The organism is Pseudoalteromonas sp. APAL1 (genome assembly GCF_021532475.1).
GTDB classification, from domain to species: domain Bacteria; phylum Pseudomonadota; class Gammaproteobacteria; order Enterobacterales; family Alteromonadaceae; genus Pseudoalteromonas; species Pseudoalteromonas lipolytica_C.
The window spans coordinates 18,022-35,685 of the sequence record NZ_JAKGAW010000016.1 but is presented as its reverse complement, the minus strand read 5'-3'; the positions used below and the strand labels follow the sequence as shown (position 1 = coordinate 35,685).

Below are 17,664 nucleotides of genomic sequence, written 5' to 3'. Positions count from 1 at the left end.
CGCACTCCTTACGCTAAGGTCATAAGGATGTGCCTTAGCTACTTGGATTAAACGATGCGCCCTGAAAAATTACTCATAGTTGAAGACGATAAAACCATTCGCCAACTCATCACCACCCAGTTGACTAGCTTAAACCTGCACATTGACGAAACAGCAAGTGCTGAGGCCGCGATAAAAAAGCTGGCTAATCAAAGTTATGGGTTGGTGTTGCTAGATATCAATCTACCGCAAATGGATGGCCTTAGCTTATGTCGAAAAATTAAAGAGCACTATCCGCAAACAGCTGTCATCTTATTGACTGCACTAAGTAGCGACATGGATCGGGTAATTGGTTTAGAGATGGGTGCAGATGATTATATTTGCAAACCTTTCTTTGCGAGAGAGTTACAGGCAAGGATCAAAACACAACTGCGCCATAGAGCACAATTGCTCATCGCACAATCAACTAATGAACAAGCGCATAATGCCGAATCCATTCAACTTGGGGATCTACATATCGAGTTTTCAAGTCATCAGGCTTTTTTAGCTAATCAAGCAATCAATCTTACTGCCACCGAATTTGATTTGCTGGTGTATTTTGCTAAACACCCAAATCATGTATTTAGTCGCCAGCAATTACTTGATCACGTTTGGGGGTATCAACACTGTGGCTATGAACATACAGTCAATTCACATATAAATCGTCTGCGTAGTAAGTTTGAGCAGTATCACGCTAGCAACTTTATTGAAACGGTGTGGGGGGTTGGCTACAAACTAAACCCATCGCAACTGAGCACACACTAATGAAAACAATGACACTCTATCAAAAGCTCGCATGGTCGCTTGTACTTATTTTTAGCCTACTATGTGCCCTAGTATTTAGTTGGAGCAAGCATCTTGAGCAAACTTCGCAGCACCATGCACAGCAAAACTTACACTTACAGCTGGCTGAGCATCTCGTTCATGACAATCCCTTAATAAAACAAGGCGTGTATGATTATGAAGCCTTAGAGAATTTATTTCATACCCTGATGATATTAGGCCCCAACTTTGAATTTTATTTTGTAGACCCTCGCGGAGAATTACTTACATACTCTGCAAAACCGGGCCAAGTTATTAAAAAACAGATCAACCTTACTCCCATTAAAAAGCTCATTAACGACCCCACTGCCACACCTATTTATGGTGACGATCCACGTAGCCAGGACGCAAAAAAGATTTTCTCTGCCGCCCCGGTGTTTAATCAACAACAACTGCAAGGCTATTTATACGTTATTATTGGTGGTCAAGCATTTGATACAACCTTAAACAATATCAAAGAAAATGATGCACTGTGGCTAGGTGCGGCTTGGTTTATAACAGCTATGCTCGCGCTTTTTATAGCCATGCTAATATTATTTAGGTTCTTTACATTACCGCTAAAACAACTCAACAAAGAAATTTGTCAGATTGAAGCGGCCAATTACAGCCTGACAAAGATGTCGCTCAGACCAAGTTACACGGGTAACAATGAAATTGGTAATTTAAGCAAAGGCGTACATGCAATGTTGTCGCGCATCGATGAGCAATTTCAATCCCTACAGCATGCAGATAAGCAGCGTCGCGAATTACTAACCCACCTCTCTCATGACTTAAGAACACCGCTGTCGTCATTACATGGCTTTATCGAAGTAATTAATAAGCCTAACAGCCATTTAAGTGAGCAAGAGCAGCAACATTATCTAAATTTAGCGATGGATAATTGCCAACAGTTAAAACAACTCATTGAGCAAATATTTGAATTAGCTAACTTAGAGTGCGGGCAAGTAAAAATAAATGCCGAAACATTTAATTTGGGCGAGTTAATTTATGACTGTGTGGCAAAACTGGAATTAACCGCTCGCTCTGCCGGTATTAAACTTAAGGTTATCCCTGAGATATGCGATTTCACAGTAACTGCTGACATTGCCAAGTTAGAACGAGTGCTAACAAACTTAATCGAAAATGCTATTCGCCATACCCCAGATGGCGGAGTGATTTCAGTTAGCGTTTCTGAGCAAGCTAACGAACTATTTGTAGCGGTATCAGACACTGGTGTTGGCATTCATGCCGACGAGCTCACTGCGATTTTTGAACCACATTATCAGGCTCGCAATAGTATAAAACGTGGCTCTACCGGATTAGGGTTAGCTATATGTAAACAACTACTTATGCTAATGAATAGTAAAATCGAAGTACAAAGTACTGTTGGAAAAGGCAGTGAATTTCGCTTTAATTTAACCATGCAGGCATCCGCTTAATCACGGATGCCTGATGGGTGATTATTTTTCTATACCCGCTAAATCTAACATAAAGGCATAATATAACGCGGTATCTTGCAAGCTTTTAAAGCGCCCAGATGCACCACCATGCCCTGCTTCCATGTCGGTTTTGAACAGTAATAGGTTATCATCAGTTTTATATTCACGTAGCTTAGCCACCCACTTTGCCGGTTCAAAATATTGCACCTGTGAATCATGCAATCCGGTAGTGACTAACATGTTTGGATATGCCTGCTTTTTAACTTGGTCGTATGGTGAATATGACAACATATAATCGTAATAGACTTTATCGTTCGGATTACCCCACTCGTCATACTCATTTGTTGTTAATGGTAAGCTGGCATCAAGCATGGTCGTCACTACATCGACAAAAGGCACTGCTGCAATAACGCCTTTATAAAGCTCAGGTGCTTGATTGACAACAGCCCCCATTAGCAAGCCACCAGCACTGCCACCCATGGCAAAAATATTATCTTTATCACCATATTTTTGAGCCGCTAAAGACTTAGTCACATCAACAAAGTCATTAAAGGTGTTTTGTTTATGCAGCAACTTACCATCTTCATACCAAGGACGGCCTAACATTTGCGAACCACGGATATGCGCAATTGCAAATACAAAACCGCGATCAAGAAGGCTTAAACGCGAGCTTGAAAAGCTCGGATCCATAGTTGCACCGTACGAGCCATAGCCATATTGCATAAGTGGATTAGAGCCATCTTTTTTGAACTTGTCTTTACGATAAACAAGGCTAACGGGTACATCAACACCATCTCGGGTCGTTACGTAAACACGCTCAGAGGCATAGTTGTCTGGGTTAAAGTCACCTAACACTTTGCGCTGCTTCAGTAGCGTTTTTTCACCATTTTCAAGATTGATATCGTAGCTGCTACCTGGGGTCGTCATGCTTGAATAGTAAACACGTAAGTTAGGGTTATCTAACTCACTATTACCATAGCTAAAAACCATGTAAGTTGGGTCATTAAAAGCAACTACTTGCTCTTGTTGGTTACGAAGATCGCGAATAGTGATACGGGTTTGACCCTTTTCACGCTCTTCGTAAACCAAATGATTATTGAATAACTCAATATCTTCAAGTTTCACATCATCACGACCAGCAATAAGCGTTTGCCAATTTGCTTTATCATGCGCTTTATCGCGGTGAACTTTCATCAGTTGGAAGTTAACTGCATTTAAATTGGTAACAATATAATACCAATCACCCAATTTTTTGATGTCGTATTCAAGCCCTGCTTCGCGTTCAATAAAACGTTTTGGCATTGCTTTTACATCATTGGCATCAATAACCGAGATGCCCGAGGCACTGGTGCTGCCATGACTAATATAGATTTCTTGTTGATCTTTGCTTTTCGAAATACCCGTGTAGTAACTGGTATTTTTTTCTTCATACACTAGCTCATCGTCGGCTTGAGATGTTCCTAGTGTATGGCGATAAACTTGGTAGCCTAACAGTGTCTGTAGGTCTTTTTTAATGTAGTAAAAGGTTTTGTTGTCATTCGCCCAAACAACTTCACCTTCAGTGCCTTCAAGGCTCTCTGACAACATTTTACCTGTGCTTAAATCTTTTACTTTAATTGTGTAAATACGACGACTCACCGTATCTTCACCGTAAGCAAGCAAATTGCCATTTGGGCTCACTGCCAAACCTGTTACAGCAAAATAATCATGATCTTTAGCAAGGTCATTTACGTTCAAGATAACCTGCTTATTCTCACCCTGGCTATCTTTGCTGCGCACATAAACCGGGTATTCGTCATCACCGCGCGTTTGTGAAAAATAGTAATAATCACCTTTTTTGGTTGGCACTGTATCGTCATCTTTCTCAATACGTCCTTTAAGCTCTTCGAACAGGGTGTTTTGCAATGGCAGAGTGTGTGCGAGCATACTTTCTACATACTCATTTTCAGCATTTAAGTGGGCAATGACGGCTTCATCTTTACGCTCATCATCTCGCATCCAATAATAGTTATCGATACGAGTATCACCATGGATGGTCATTTCATAGGGTATTTTTTTGGCGACGGGAGCAGATATCTGAACTTGCTCTGTAATAATTGCTTGTTCTTTATTATCTGGAACTTTATTACACGCTGATAGAACAGCTAAAGAGAGTGCCGCAAGGCAAAGTGAATGGCCAACTTTCATAGGGATCCTAATTAATTTTTATTATTAAGTCCCTAATATAAGTAATTAACCGTGAATTTATAAGTAGCCTTTGTGAAGCAATGTAAAAAGGGAGCCGAAGCTCCCTTTATTAGTTACTTATCAAGCAATTACTTTTGCTTACGACGACGCATAAATGCGAACGGCGCAGCAAGTAATGTTAACCATGCTAGCGAACCTGAAGAAGATTTTTTCTTCGCAGGTTCTTCAGCTACAACATCTTCTGCCGGGTCTTGTGTTACTGCAATAGTAATCGTCACCGCTTCAGACATATTGCCTGCAGAGTCAACTGCTGTCACTGATACTTCGATAGAGGTTGTTTGCTCATAATCGATTGCACCCGCAACCATTAACTCACCTGTATCGCTGATGCTGATGCTATCACTGCCTGTCACTTCATAAGTAGCGATAGGAGTCAGATCTGCATCTGGGTCAGTCGCAGTCACAGTGCCAATTACAGTACCTTCTGCTGCGTTTTCTTGAACCGTGAACTCACCAAGATCAGCATCGATTACTGGGTTAACTTCTTCTGGCTCGTCAGCAACGTTCATAACTTCAACAGTCACCATCGCAGGTTCAGAGATATTGCCTGCAGAATCTGCAGCAACAACTTCAAGCTCAATAGACGTAAGGCCTGCATCGTAATCTAGCATCTCTGCATTCATTACCACAACTTCTCCAGCCGCGTTCACAGAAACCGCTGTAGAAGAAGAGCTCAGTACGATGTACTCAGAAATTGGATTTGCAAGTTCAGCACCGTAAGTCGCTTCAAGCATACCGATAACAGTACCTTCTGCGCTATTTTCATCAACGCTGAACGAAGCATCGGCAAGCTCAGGCGCTGTATTAGCATCTGCACTCGGTGTTGCTGCGTATGCTTTAGAACCAGAATCAGATAGGATCATGAAGTCTGCACCAGCATTCAATAATGTTGCTGAAGCGCCTGGTTCAATTGAACTTACAGCCTCACCAGATTCATCAACAAGCGCTGCATAGACATCATTTGATGCATCAGTGAATGTATATGTGCCCATTGCAACATCGCCTTCGCCTGATGCAATTGGAGTCCAAGTTTCTTCTTCTGTACGGAAACGTACATTTGCAGTTGCTTTACCAATATCATCAGCCGTTAGACCAAATGCACCTAAACAACTTTGCATCGTTAGATGGTTATTACCAATAATTTGGTAAATGTTATTAAGATTACCTGAAGAGCTACCGTAGCCATGAGTGAAGGTAATAGCAGTGCCTGGCTCAACATCGTAGAACCATTCTAACTTGCCATTTTGTACTGTAACGTCGTACGTGCCATCCTGATCAAGGTCGAAGTCAGCCATGAAGCCACCCACATAAGAGTGAGTGATACCATCATTTAGTACCATAGTTGTTAATGTTACATAACCGCTATCACAGACCTCTGCTGGTACTGCAAATGTTTCAATCGATGCGCCAACCAAGTCTAAACGTTGATCTTCATCGACTTCATCAGTCGCTACCGTTGGTGCAAACACAGGCTCTAAAGCAACAGCGCCAGTATTTGTCAGTTGGTGAGCAACACCATCATCAGTCATGACTGGCATAAAGCTCATTGCTGCATTCGCTTTTGGCAATACGTGGTAAACAAGGTGGAATGCTTTCTCGTCACCATCTGAGAATATTAACGCACCGTCTAACTCAAGGTTCGTTAAATCCGTCGTTGAGTCTTGAGAACCAATGTTGTCATCAGTCAAAGTCCACTCAGGTAATGTTGTCGGGTCGATTGTCGCAGTGACATCAAATGACAGCATTTGACCAGCTGGAACTGTGATTGTTTCTGGGTAATCAAGTGAGAATGAACCACGTTCTATATCGTCTTGATAACGCTGTTCAAGTGAAAGCGTATAAACCTTTGCTTCATTTGAGAAGTTTTTAACGTGAACAGTTTTAGTTAGTTCTACTGTTTCTGATGCATTTACTAAACCAAACGAAAGCGCAGCTTGTTTAGTATCTGCAGCCCACGCAGCAACTGGTAAGTTAGCCGCTTTATTTACATCAACTAAACCTGCCCCGATATAACTAATTGGCGCAAGCTCAGCATCAGGGTTAATCGCTAATGGCTCCATTGTGACATTGAGGTTAGCGGTATTCATTAGCGTAGCTTTTAACTCAAGTGCATTACGTTCAGGCAGTGCTTCTTTTAATAAGCTCACCGCACCAGCCGTGATTGGACCTGAGAATGAAGTACCTGTTGCGCCAGTAAGACCATCACCTAAACCTGGGTGAGCAGTCATGATGTTTACACCTGGTGCTGTAATTTCAGGTTTTAACAGACCACCCATTGAAGGACCACGCGATGTGAAGTCAGCAATAGCGCCAGAAAGAACTAAACGTTCAACTGTTAGGTTAAATGTACCGCCTGCTTTAAGTGCTGTACCTGCGGCAAATGTTACGCCGACAGAAGGGATAGTTACACTTGGATCAGAACCACCCATAGGAGCTGGCGTACCATCATCGTTATTGTTTGCAATAATAACAAACTCTGCACCTTTAGCTTGTGCTGCTAATACTTTAACTGTAAATGCACATGCACCACGGTCGATGATAACTCCCTTACCAGTAAAATCTACGTCATCAGCAAACGCTTCACATGCTGTTTGGTTCGCATCTGGGTAAACAAGTTCAATATCGTCATTTGAGAAACTAAACGCAGTTTGAGGACCAAAACTTGCTGGCTGCACAATTGCTTCTTCGCCATTAACTGTACCACTACCAATTGACTCAGCACCTGTAGGGTGAGTCATTGCCCCAACAGAAAGAGCATGCTCAGTGGTACTTGGGCCACCAACGATAAATGGATATGCGCCATCATTACCTGCAGAGATAACCACGTTGGTACCTAGTTTAACTGCTTGGTTGATGAATAAGCCTACAGCATCATTTGCAATATCACCGTAATCACCACCTAAAGACATGTTGATTACGTCAACACGGTCACTGATATCACCATTACCATCTGGGTCCATTGCACTTTCAAGCGCTAATAATTGCGCAAGACCAGGACAACCACTATTACATACAGAGTAAACGAATAAATCTACGTTTGGTGCGATACCGTTAACCGAGTGAGAAACGTGTGTACCATGATTTGTATCTACATCAATTGGATCATTATCATTATTGATGTAGTCATAACCGCCTAAAACTTTACCTTGTGGCCAATCAACTGATGCAGGATCAGCAATCGCAGCAGCATATGCTTCATCAGTACCTTCACCACCGAATGCTTTGTGTGTGTAGTCGATACCTGTATCAAGTACCGCAACGCGAACACCTTCACCTGTTGCTAAACCATTCGCGACAAGAGGTGTTGCCTCAATATAATCGGCACTGTCTGCAACATGCAATTCATAATCATAAACAGGGTAGATACCCTCAACTTGCGCGTTAGAGAGAAGCTTTGCAACGTCCTGCTTATTACCATTGACTACGATTGAGCTGACAAGTGTTGATGTTTTCGCAACAACTTGCAGCGGTAAATCCATGCTACTAATCGCTTGCTCTACACTTACTTGTGCCGCTTGTGCTTGTGACTGAATACTCGCAATATCTGCACCACGTGATGTTGCATTTACTGTTGCTGGTGCATTTAACTTAACTAACCAACTTGTTGCTTCGCTGCGAACTTTTTGCTCTTTTTTAGTAACAGCACTTGATTTAATTAACTTTTTGCCTGCTAGATTGTATTTTGAAAAGTCATTGGCTTGTGCACTAGCGCACATTGCACTTGTTACAGCCAAAGCAACTGCTGTTCTTTTTATTAGATTTTTAGACATGGGTTCCCCTGGGATATGTTATTTTATCGTCCTAAATAGTGATTGAAACAAAGTTTCATCACCAATATAAAGCGTAAACACACTCAAGAACAACATTTCAGTTACATTATAGTTACAGTAAATTTATTAGATGCGAGAAAAAAACTGACAAGACTTTGTTTTAAAAGCGTTTAATGAAAAAGCATGGGTTGTAAATATTTGTAAATGAATCAAATGCAAAAAGGTAAACATAATGAACTCAGAGGTTATTAATATTCTTACTATGGCTAAGGTGATTCAAACAGCCGTAGCCCCGGTATTCTTAATTACGGGTATTGCTGCCACATTAGGTGTGTTATCTAACCGTCTAGCCCGCATTACCGACCGTGCAAGGCAGCTTGAGCGTAAGTTAAAGGTCAGTACTGATGAAGACTTTAATAAGTCTCTAACGACTGAATTAAGAGCGTTATTAAAGCGCTCGCGCTGTATCCATATTGCATTTAGTGCAAGTGTGCTTAGTGCCTTATTAGTGTGCGCTGTGGTTATGTGTTTATTTCTATCACATATCCAATCTATTAACCTAAGCGTGACAATTGCCAGTTGCTTTGTGGCCGCTATGGCCCTGTTGATCTGTGGTTTTTTATCTTTACTAGGCGAGGTTTTCTTAGCAACCAGAAGTATGCGCCGCGGGATGATATTCGCCGATATTGATATAAATGATTAGGGCGTATTGACCTTTTATGATTAATTTTGCAGCAGTGTGTTTGGTATTTAGGCAAGGCAGAGCCTATGTAGTGTGGTTGTTCCACATAAATAGGCGATAACGCAGCATCAATGCCAAACACGCGCTGCCCTTCGGGTTCTTCCTAGGGGCGATTAACTCTTTGTTGCTCGATTTTTACTTAGCCCACTAGGTTACAAATCTCGCGCCGCGATTAAATCGCCCCTAGAGTGAACAAATTTAATCCACAAAGGTAAATACGCCCTAGTAAACCGCAATACACTTGAATATTATATTGAGCTAAGATACAACTCAGTTAGTTTACTTTTATGACATCTTAAGGGGCAAAAGGAATGAAATTAAAACAATTAGTATTGGGTGCAATGCTATCTACAATGGCACTAGGCGCATCAGCAAATTCTGTATTTGAAGAACCAAGTGATGCAATTGAGTATCGTCAGGCAGCATTTTCAATGATCCGCGTACAAATTGGTGACATGGGCGATATGCTAAAAGGAAAAGTACCTTTTGATGCTGAACGCTTTCAAAAGCGTGCCAACAATGCAGCTGCACTATCAAAAATGCCTTGGGAAGCTTTTGTCGCGGGTTCTGATAAAGGCGATACATCTGCACTTGCTGCTGTATGGAGCGATAACGAAACCTTTATGAAAAAAGCAGTTGCTTTCCAACAATATGCTGATGAACTAGCAGTTGCAGCACAGAGTGGCGATGAAAAAGTAATTGGTAAAGCATTTGGCGCATGGGCTAAAGGCTGTAAAGATTGCCATAAGTCTTTCAAAGACTAGTCTAGTAATTATGTAAACTAAAAAGGCGCTGATAAGCGCCTTTTTAGTATCTTGAGAGGTCTACCCAAGCAAATAACTGAGCGGCTCTGCGCCCCAAGTTGTAAATAGCACCACTAAGCACACAGCAAAAATAATAAAAGCGAGCATAGGTGATTTAGTGACAGGCTCAGTGACTGAAACCTGGTCGCTACTGCCCGTTAGCATAGGTTTGACTAAATTCTTTCCCTTAATGCGGTAAATCACAATTGCCAATACATGCAACACAATGGCATACAACAAAATATCAAAGTTCAAATGATGCAACCATCCCGCAAATTCTACGGTATCTGATGATACATGTGCGACTAGCGGGCCGTCTGTTAAGATATCGTCGCTGGTCATAAGTCCCGAGGTTAACTGCACAAGTATTAAAACAAAAAATGCAATCACCATATAACTGCCCGCCGCACCATGACCTGCCTTATGCTCATTGCTTGTAAATGACTTAATTGCAGCAACAGGAGAGTGAATAAGAGCAGAGAGCTTTGCTGTTTTGCTACCAATAAGCCCCCAAACAAGACGTGTAATAATCAGCGCCAAGGTGAAGTAGCCTGCTGCAAAATGCAGCTCTAACATACCCTCTTCAGCACTAAAATAGAGTGTTGCGATGGCTGCAACTAACAACCAATGGAAGCTTCTTATAAAGCCATCCCATACTTTAACTTTCGACATTGTAACTTCCCCTTTAAAAGATGCTTATACCAATTCGCTTAATTAAGTGATCTATTTTGAGGCAATAAAACCTCGTAGATAGCAAGGCAAAAATTTCGTTATTTAGTTGTTCTAAATCAGAAATTTTTAACGCAGATAGCGACAGGTTTAATCCCTCAAAATGATTAAGTATTATTGCGGATTGGTATCATAACTTGCAGAACTGAATTTCAGCAACGGGTTCGGCTATACATTATTACAAACTTCAGTTATTTTGACACACCTCTATTTCAGCTGTTTTGATCTGAGCCACAACAACAAACATGAGCGATAAAATGCATAAATCAACAATAAGAGCATTACTAAAAGGGTTTTTCGACATGCTCCCCTTGTGCCTTGCGGTGTTACCTTGGGGCATTTTATGTGGCTCGTTAGCCGTCCAAAATGGCTTTAGTGCTTTAGAAACACAAGCGATGTCATTGTTGGTATTTGCAGGCTCTGCGCAGCTAGTCGCAATTGAATTAATGGCCGGCAATACCCCTTTGCTTACTATATTGTTTACCACACTCATTATTAGCTCGCGGCACTTTCTATATGGTTTAGCTATTCGCCACAAAGTCATTGATCAACCTTTTCGTTGGCGCCTTCCTGTTAGCTTTGTACTCACGGATGAATTATTTGCGTTTTCGCACCATCGCAAAGCCTACCGAACAAAAGTGCGCCTTATTTACGCGCTCAGTGCAGGGTTTAGTTTTTATATTGCGTGGAATATATGGACTTTGCTTGGCATAGTCGCGGGTAGCTTACTGCCTGACTTAACAGACCTTGGGCTTGATTTTGCCATTGCTGCCACATTTATTGCCTTAGTTATTCCAGGTGTAAAGAACCTTGCTACGTTGGCTACTGTGCTCACCGCAGGCGTTGTCGCTACGCTTTTAAAAAGCCAAGGCTTTCAGCTATGGTTAGTGACTGCAGCGCTAATAGCCATGACAGTAGGTTATTTAATTAGTCGCTGGCAAGCAAAAGAGGAGCATACACTATGATGACCACCATTTTATTGATGGCGTGTATTACCTTTTTCACACGTTACTTATTTTTGCACCGCGCATTACCGTTTAAAGTCGGTCCGAAAATGCAGCAATTTTTAAGTTTTAGCGCCCCTGCGGTACTTACCGCAATTTGGGTACCCATCGTCTTTATAAATGAGGGAGAGATTAACTTAGATTGGCAAAACCCTTATTTAAGTGCGGCTGTATTAGCCATTATTGTCGCATATAAAACACATAACATTTATTACACCACGCTTGCAGGCATGGGGCTATTTATCATTTTAAGTTAGTCTTTTTTGTCGCCAAATTTGTACTTTTGGCCTTTCAGAGCAACATACTTTGAGTTTAAAAAACTGACATCAACTCTAACACTGCTCACAGTTGGCTATAAGGTATAAAGTGTGATTAAAATTTATACTTTTATACCTCTCTAAAGCGGGTTAGAATTAATTCAACAATAATAATAAGTGATACCTATGAGTGAATTTTATCAACTGAGTGCCACCAGCCTTCAAGGTCAAACTATTGATTTTAATGACTTTGAAAATAAAGTCGTTCTAATTGTAAATACGGCGAGTAAATGTGGCTTTACCCCTCAGTATGAAGGCTTGCAAGCACTCCACGAAAAATACCATGATCAAGGCCTCGTCATTATCGGCTTTCCATGTAATCAGTTTGGTAAGCAAGAACCGGGAGATGCTAAAGAAATAAAAGAAGGCTGCCTAATTAACTATGGCGTTAGCTTTTTGATGATGAGCAAGGTCGATGTAAATGGCGAACATGCACACCCTGTTTTTAGATACCTAAAATCAGAGTTACCTGGGTTTATTACCCGCAAAATAAAATGGAACTTCACCAAGTTTTTAATTGGTAAAGATGGCAAAGCTATTAAACGATTTGCTCCTTTAACAAAACCAGAGCAGATCGAAGCTGCGATTATTGCTGCATTAAACAAATAAAATCACATGCCAATAAGCAATAAAGAGGCAAAATGCCTCTTTATTTAAATTTATGCTTAGTCGTTCATGTACTCGTCAAAGTCGTCTTCGCCTAAGTTTCTGCGTAAGCGTTTTTGCTCAAGATAATCTTCTAGCTTCTTCTTAACGCGTTGCTTTTTTTTGTCATGTTGATTACGCCCAACCATTTCGTACTCGTCTTCAACAAAATCGTCATCTAGCGCATCATAACTAAATGTCTTACCCACAACCCACTCCATAAAGTGTTTGAGACCAATTTCACAAATTTAAAGTTTGCTCTGTGAATTGGCAAAGTTTAAAAAGCTCAGTGATTAATTAGTATGTAAAAAACCACCAAAATAAAGCCATATCGCCATGCTAAATGGGTGATATGTCAATATTGTGAATAAATAGCGCTAAATTCGGATTCTGAAAAGTGAGAGTTTTTTATCGTTTCGATAAAACCCATTTATGCATGTTTATTTTTTAGTTAATTTGACCAAATTTTAGTTAAAAATTTAATTCTCATAACTTCTAACTACACTTAATAAAATGATAACCCTATGAAATAAAATAAAAATATAAATTTGGCATTAAGTTTGATTATGTCTAAATGTCATTTCAAACAGGAAAGAAAAAAATGAAAAAGTTATTGTTAGTAAGTTCTTTATTTATCGCTACCAGCGCAATGGCTCATAACGATAATGATACAAATATTTCATTCAGCGGTGAGCAATGTGATGTTGAATTTAAAAATGATGTACGCATCACACCAAGCGAGTTAGAAGTATACACAGCCGATAATCGCTCTATGAAAATCATCGATCAGCACACTTTGTATATCGATGGTCAAAGCGTATCACTTGATGCTTCACAACAGCAAGCAATTGCAGATTACTCAGACAGCTTACGCAGCCAACTTCCTGAAGTAGCAAATATCGCACTTGATGGCGTAAAAATAGCAGGCGTAGCAATTGAAGAAGTGTCAAAAGCCTTCAACATTGACGGCCTAAACGACATTTCAGAATTAATGGACGATATCAGCGTAGAAGTGCAAAACGCCTTCTATCAACAAGGTGCGTTCACAATGGGTCAGCAAAATTTTGAAAAATTTGGTCAAAACTTTGAAGACCAATTCGATGAGCAAATCGAATCAGCAGTTGAATCAGCCATGATGCAATCAATGGGTAGTATTTTGGTCGCGCTAGGCTCTGAACTTTTAGGTTCGGGTGGCGACATGAATGAGTTTGAACAACGTATGGAAAACATGGGCGCACAAATAGAAGCGCGCGTTGAAACACAGGCAGCTCAACTTGAAGAGCGTGCAGATGCATTATGCGGCAGCTTTGCTGATATCGCTCATAAAGAGCAAGAGTTAGTGGCGCTAGTACCAGAACTAAAAGAGTATCAACTTTTTATCTTCAAACAAAACGCAGAGTAATGAATTAACATCCCTGAACCAAAACACTTGGTCCTTTCGCGCAGAGCTTGCTCTGCGCTTTTTTATTTTTTGGCCAACACAGTCAGTTGCGATAACGTTTTAATCGCCTGCTCTAAATTTTCAGACCAAGGCAAGCCATAACTTAAGCGAAAACAACTACGGTACTTTTTACCCGCTGAAAATATCAGCCCTGGAGTAATACTGATCCCCGCCTCAAGTGCCAAATGAAATAATTTTACCGCATCATATTGGCTACCAAGATCAACCCAAATAACACAACCCCCTTGCGGGTTACTTATGCGTGCACAACTTGGCATGTGCTGCTGCAAACACCAAATCATACGCTCTTTGTTGGTACTTAAGCGCTGTCTTAGTAAACGAATATTACGATCGTACTCGCCAGTGGCTATAAATTCATACAAGGTCCACTGATTAATAAGTGGCGCAGAGCAACTAAGCGCCCTTTTATAGCGCCTTGCTTGTTCAGCAAACTTACCGGCAATGATCCAACCAATACGGTAACTTGGCGCAGCTGTTTTTGAAAATGACGCGCAGGTGATCACTAAACCCTTTTTTGAATAAGCTTGTGCAGGAGTCGCTCGCTTAGCTGTAAAATGTAGGTCGCCATATACATCATCTTCAATAAGCACGACATCGCGCTGCTCTAAAAGTGCCACCAATTGTTCACGCTTGGCATCAGGCATAAAGCTGCCAACCGGGTTATTTAATGAGGTAGAAAATACACAGGCTTTTATATCATGCTCATCGAGTGCTTGAGCCAAATCATCTAGCCATATTCCTTCATCAGGACACAGCGGTATTTCCAGTGCCTTTAAGCCTAAGCTTTCGATTAATTCGATAATGCCAAAATAGCAAGGCGACTCGATAGCAATAACATCTCCGGGTTTAGCGACACACTTAAGGGCTATCGCCAACGCCTCTTGAGCGCCATTGGTGATCACTAATTCATCGCTATCAACCCCAATGCCGAAGTCTAAATAACGATGAATGAGTTGTTTTTTAAGTGGTGCAAAGCCATCCATCGGACCGTAATTAATTGCCGATGCCCCAGCGAGTGTCATTACCCGACGCATGGTTCTTGCCAATGCTTTATCTGTCGGTGCAGCAGCCACAGGATTGGCAATACCAAATGGCACCACATTAGCTTTGTGGATAGCGCTATATACTTGTTCTATTAAGCCTTGTTTGTTGACTGTGGTAGGTTCTCGACTCAGCCTGACTCGCTTTGGCCGCGACTGATTTAATTGTGAAGACTTTAAAAAGTAACCTGACTTTTCTCTGGCTTCAATTAGCCCCTGTCCTTCAAGTAATTGATAAGCTTGTTTTACCGTCGGAATACTAATATTAAGCTTGTCAGCCATTTTTCTGAGTGATGGTAATTTTTCACCTGGTAATAACGAGCCTTGCAAACAAAGATCTCTAACTAACTGAATAACTTGTTGATATAAGAACTCACTGTTACTACGACTGATTACTTGTGACATAGCCCACCAAACTGTATAGGTTGCATTTCTAGTTTTCTGTATATGTTAAGTATACAGAAGCGATTTAAAATGAACATACTTTCAATTTTTAGGTACTAACTATGAAAAGCGCTGCTCTCTACCTTGCTACAGTACTGATCTGGGGATCGACTTGGCTTGCTATTGAGTTTCAACTGGGTGATGTCGCTGTTGAGGTCTCTTTATTTTATCGCTTTGCCATTGCAGCTATTTTAATGTGGGCCTTTGTGCTCGTAAAAAAACTTCCTATGCAATATTCACTGCGTGATCACGGCTTTTTTGCATTATTAGCTTTATTTAACTTTGGTTTAAATTATTTAGTACTGTATTGGGCGCAGAACTACCTTACCTCAGCAATGGCTTCAATTGCCTTTTCGATGTTGTTATTGATGAACATTATTAACACCCGCTTGTTTTTCGCAAAGCCAATTGCGAAACGAATTTACTTTGGTGCTCTGCTCGGCGTAATGGGTATTGCAAGCTTGTTTTGGCCACAAATTCAGCAATTCGACTTGAGTAATGGTGCGTTGGTCGGGTTACTACTTGCGCTATCTGGGACCTTTGTGGCTTCATTGGGGAATATGGTCAGTGTTCGAAACTCTCAGCGAAACATTGGCGTACTTCAGGGCAATGCCTGGGGTATGTTATACAGCGCTTTAGGCCTAGCAGCGTATGTTTTAGTAAGCGATGTTGAGCTTACATTGAATGCCCCAACCAGTTATTGGATATCGCTTTTCTATTTAGCTGTGTTTGGTACCGTAATCGCATTTGCTTGTTACTTCGCACTACTTAAAAATATTGGCCCTGAGCGCGCAAGCTACGTAATCGTATTATTCCCACTGGTTGCAGTGGTATTAAGTACCTTATTTGAAGGATTCGAATGGCAAGCGAATACCTTTATGGGCTTTAGCCTAGTGTTATTCGGTAATGCTATCGTGCTAACTCCAACTCGACAAATTAAAGCATTTTTTGCTGCACGTAACCTACAGCAAAAAAGCTCCGTCCCCAGTTAGATGTGGCAAGGTCACCTCTAACACCAAGCGCTGGCAAAATATGCCGGCGCTTTTTTATGGCACATGAAAACGAAGCGCTTGTTTATGCACCTTAACTTTGGCTGGTGTAAAACCAACGAGCTCTCCATCAGCCTCAATACTAAGCCCTTTGGTGGTTACTTCCGCAGTTGTTAAACAGGTATATTTCAGCCTTTTTAAACTATGATGTTTCACAAGTAGTAAATATAAAAAGCTAATCAGGTTTTTCAACAAACCATCTGCTGGCATGCAGTAACAATCAAGCTGACCATCATTTAACTTTGCCCGAGGAGCAATCTTTAAGCCACCACCAAAGTAATGATGATTAGCAAAAATCGTCGCTAAATTACTGTAGCTAAGTGGTCTACCATTAAATTCACCCTGAAGTGACCGTGCCTGAAATGAAAATAGCTGCTTGATACCCTGCCAAGTGTAGCCAAACGAGCTAAAACTTCCGGCTTTGTTTAATTGAGTTACCACCTCAGCATCAAAACCTATCCCCGCTACATTGATAAAATAACGCTGATTTATTTGCCCAATATCAATGAGCTCAGTACGGCTATTGAAAACAGCGTCATGCCAAGCTTGCTGCTTGCGCGCAAAGCCGCGAGCAAAATCATTACCAGTACCTGCAGGAATTAAGGCGATAGAACAATTGCTCGTCATTAATGCATTAACAGCTAAATGTAGCGTCCCATCACCACCAATTACCACAACTTGTGTCTGGCTTTTAGCTAAAAGGGCAATATTAGCGCAATCTTGAAGAAAATTGCCTATGGTTAAATATAACTCAGGCTCAATCTGTCTTTTTTTACATTCTTTTTGTAGCCAATCAACACTATTTTTATGATTTTTTTTGTCACTTGGCTTTATTATTATCAACATTAATGGCACTTCTTGTCTTGCATGGTAAAAACACCACACTCGTTCAAATTATATTAATCTGAATAATTAGTCACTTTCTTACTCTAAAAACGCATAAATCAAAGTAACAATAATTAAAAACCTTTTATTTACTGACACTTCAACACAAAAACAACTGCATAAGCATGCAAACCACTGCAGATATAAAAACTTAACCCTATGTTAATAAAAGACTTTCGGATTAGAAAAAGTTATCCGGCAGACTCAATTTTTATCGTTTTATTTTTGTTCAGTTTGGTTGCAAAATACTCACGTTTTCAATCAAACAC

15 protein-coding genes are annotated in these 17,664 nt (G+C 40.8%); 9 read left to right on the top strand and 6 right to left on the bottom strand.

The features are described 5' to 3' along the window. Positions 1-54 precede the first annotated feature (54 nt). Together L1264_RS09940 and L1264_RS09935 are read left to right on the top strand one after the other, a co-directional pair. Positions 55-783 (top strand): response regulator transcription factor, encoded by a 729-nt coding sequence (locus tag L1264_RS09940; RefSeq protein ID WP_138557886.1) that lies wholly within the window; start codon positions 55-57, stop codon positions 781-783. Beyond that, positions 783-2,258 carry a sensor histidine kinase gene (locus L1264_RS09935; protein ID WP_235403944.1) on the top strand — a complete coding sequence of 492 codons (1,476 nt, stop codon included), beginning with the start codon at positions 783-785 and terminating at the stop codon, positions 2,256-2,258. Before L1264_RS09940 ends, L1264_RS09935 begins: the two co-directional genes overlap by 1 nt. 21 nt (positions 2,259-2,279) lie before the next feature. Here the strand turns inward: L1264_RS09935 and L1264_RS09930 are convergent, their stop codons facing one another. Both L1264_RS09930 and L1264_RS09925 read right to left on the bottom strand, forming a co-directional pair. Next, a complete protein-coding gene (locus L1264_RS09930) occupies positions 2,280-4,445 on the bottom strand; it encodes a S9 family peptidase (RefSeq protein WP_235403942.1) in 2,166 nt (721 codons plus the stop codon). Positions 4,446-4,573: 128 nt separating this feature from the next. After that, positions 4,574-8,275, bottom strand: a complete 3,702-nt coding sequence (locus tag L1264_RS09925; protein WP_235403940.1) for a S8 family serine peptidase — start codon at positions 8,273-8,275, stop codon at positions 4,574-4,576. A gap of 232 nt (positions 8,276-8,507) precedes the next feature. On the opposite strand from L1264_RS09925, the gene L1264_RS09920 reads away from it, so the two are divergent. Further along, on the top strand, positions 8,508-8,978 hold the full coding sequence (locus L1264_RS09920) for a DUF2721 domain-containing protein (protein ID WP_135923138.1): 471 nt from the start codon (positions 8,508-8,510) through the stop codon (positions 8,976-8,978). A gap of 350 nt (positions 8,979-9,328) precedes the next feature. After that, the gene (locus L1264_RS09915; protein WP_135923137.1) at positions 9,329-9,781 is read left to right on the top strand and encodes a c-type cytochrome; all 453 of its coding nucleotides are present in this window, start codon (positions 9,329-9,331) and stop codon (positions 9,779-9,781) included. A gap of 60 nt (positions 9,782-9,841) precedes the next feature. Here L1264_RS09915 and L1264_RS09910 read toward each other — a convergent pair whose 3' ends face one another. Further along, positions 9,842-10,492, bottom strand: a complete 651-nt coding sequence (locus L1264_RS09910; protein ID WP_135923136.1) for a cytochrome b/b6 domain-containing protein — start codon at positions 10,490-10,492, stop codon at positions 9,842-9,844. A 314-nt stretch (positions 10,493-10,806) separates the two neighbouring features. On the opposite strand from L1264_RS09910, the gene L1264_RS09905 reads away from it, so the two are divergent. The 3 genes from L1264_RS09905 to L1264_RS09895 all read left to right on the top strand — a co-directional run bounded on the left by L1264_RS09905 (position 10,807) and on the right by L1264_RS09895 (position 12,479). Next, complete coding sequence (locus L1264_RS09905) at positions 10,807-11,514, top strand: AzlC family ABC transporter permease (protein ID WP_135923135.1); 708 nt, start codon at positions 10,807-10,809, stop codon at positions 11,512-11,514. Then, positions 11,511-11,810, top strand: coding sequence for an AzlD domain-containing protein (locus L1264_RS09900; protein ID WP_135923134.1), 300 nt, complete (start codon positions 11,511-11,513; stop codon positions 11,808-11,810). The genes L1264_RS09905 and L1264_RS09900 overlap by 4 nt, the downstream gene beginning before the upstream one ends. Before the next feature lie 186 nt (positions 11,811-11,996). Next, positions 11,997-12,479 (top strand): glutathione peroxidase, encoded by a 483-nt coding sequence (locus L1264_RS09895; protein WP_135923133.1) that lies wholly within the window; start codon positions 11,997-11,999, stop codon positions 12,477-12,479. Between the two features lie 56 nt (positions 12,480-12,535). Here L1264_RS09895 and L1264_RS09890 read toward each other — a convergent pair whose 3' ends face one another. After that, positions 12,536-12,724 carry a PA3496 family putative envelope integrity protein gene (locus L1264_RS09890; protein ID WP_036974357.1) on the bottom strand — a complete coding sequence of 63 codons (189 nt, stop codon included), beginning with the start codon at positions 12,722-12,724 and terminating at the stop codon, positions 12,536-12,538. A gap of 392 nt (positions 12,725-13,116) precedes the next feature. Between L1264_RS09890 and L1264_RS09885 the strand changes: the two genes are divergently transcribed. Next, positions 13,117-13,917, top strand: a complete 801-nt coding sequence (locus L1264_RS09885; protein ID WP_235383899.1) for a YggN family protein — start codon at positions 13,117-13,119, stop codon at positions 13,915-13,917. A gap of 62 nt (positions 13,918-13,979) precedes the next feature. Here the strand turns inward: L1264_RS09885 and L1264_RS09880 are convergent, their stop codons facing one another. Further along, positions 13,980-15,422: an aminotransferase-like domain-containing protein gene (locus L1264_RS09880; protein WP_135923130.1), complete on the bottom strand. Its 1,443-nt coding sequence runs from the start codon at positions 15,420-15,422 to the stop codon at positions 13,980-13,982. Positions 15,423-15,523: 101 nt separating this feature from the next. Between L1264_RS09880 and L1264_RS09875 the strand changes: the two genes are divergently transcribed. Further along, positions 15,524-16,453 (top strand): DMT family transporter, encoded by a 930-nt coding sequence (locus L1264_RS09875; protein ID WP_235403938.1) that lies wholly within the window; start codon positions 15,524-15,526, stop codon positions 16,451-16,453. A 54-nt stretch (positions 16,454-16,507) separates the two neighbouring features. Here L1264_RS09875 and L1264_RS09870 read toward each other — a convergent pair whose 3' ends face one another. Continuing rightward, on the bottom strand, positions 16,508-17,356 hold the full coding sequence (locus L1264_RS09870; protein WP_199526036.1) for a diacylglycerol/lipid kinase family protein: 849 nt from the start codon (positions 17,354-17,356) through the stop codon (positions 16,508-16,510). Between the last annotated feature and the right edge of the window lie 308 nt (positions 17,357-17,664).

Coding starts and splice junctions, on each gene's coding strand:
- L1264_RS09920 (WP_135923138.1), top strand. CDS start 8,508: ATGAACTCAGAGGTTATTAATATTCTTACTATGGCTAAGGTGATTCAA.
- L1264_RS09900 (WP_135923134.1), top strand. CDS start 11,511: ATGATGACCACCATTTTATTGATGGCGTGTATTACCTTTTTCACACGT.
- L1264_RS09870 (WP_199526036.1), bottom strand. CDS start 17,356: ATGTTGATAATAATAAAGCCAAGTGACAAAAAAAATCATAAAAATAGT.
- L1264_RS09875 (WP_235403938.1), top strand. CDS start 15,524: ATGAAAAGCGCTGCTCTCTACCTTGCTACAGTACTGATCTGGGGATCG.
- L1264_RS09915 (WP_135923137.1), top strand. CDS start 9,329: ATGAAATTAAAACAATTAGTATTGGGTGCAATGCTATCTACAATGGCA.
- L1264_RS09940 (WP_138557886.1), top strand. CDS start 55: ATGCGCCCTGAAAAATTACTCATAGTTGAAGACGATAAAACCATTCGC.
- L1264_RS09880 (WP_135923130.1), bottom strand. CDS start 15,422: ATGTCACAAGTAATCAGTCGTAGTAACAGTGAGTTCTTATATCAACAA.
- L1264_RS09930 (WP_235403942.1), bottom strand. CDS start 4,445: ATGAAAGTTGGCCATTCACTTTGCCTTGCGGCACTCTCTTTAGCTGTT.
- L1264_RS09885 (WP_235383899.1), top strand. CDS start 13,117: ATGAAAAAGTTATTGTTAGTAAGTTCTTTATTTATCGCTACCAGCGCA.
- L1264_RS09895 (WP_135923133.1), top strand. CDS start 11,997: ATGAGTGAATTTTATCAACTGAGTGCCACCAGCCTTCAAGGTCAAACT.
- L1264_RS09935 (WP_235403944.1), top strand. CDS start 783: ATGAAAACAATGACACTCTATCAAAAGCTCGCATGGTCGCTTGTACTT.
- L1264_RS09925 (WP_235403940.1), bottom strand. CDS start 8,275: ATGTCTAAAAATCTAATAAAAAGAACAGCAGTTGCTTTGGCTGTAACA.
- L1264_RS09910 (WP_135923136.1), bottom strand. CDS start 10,492: ATGTCGAAAGTTAAAGTATGGGATGGCTTTATAAGAAGCTTCCATTGG.
- L1264_RS09905 (WP_135923135.1), top strand. CDS start 10,807: ATGCATAAATCAACAATAAGAGCATTACTAAAAGGGTTTTTCGACATG.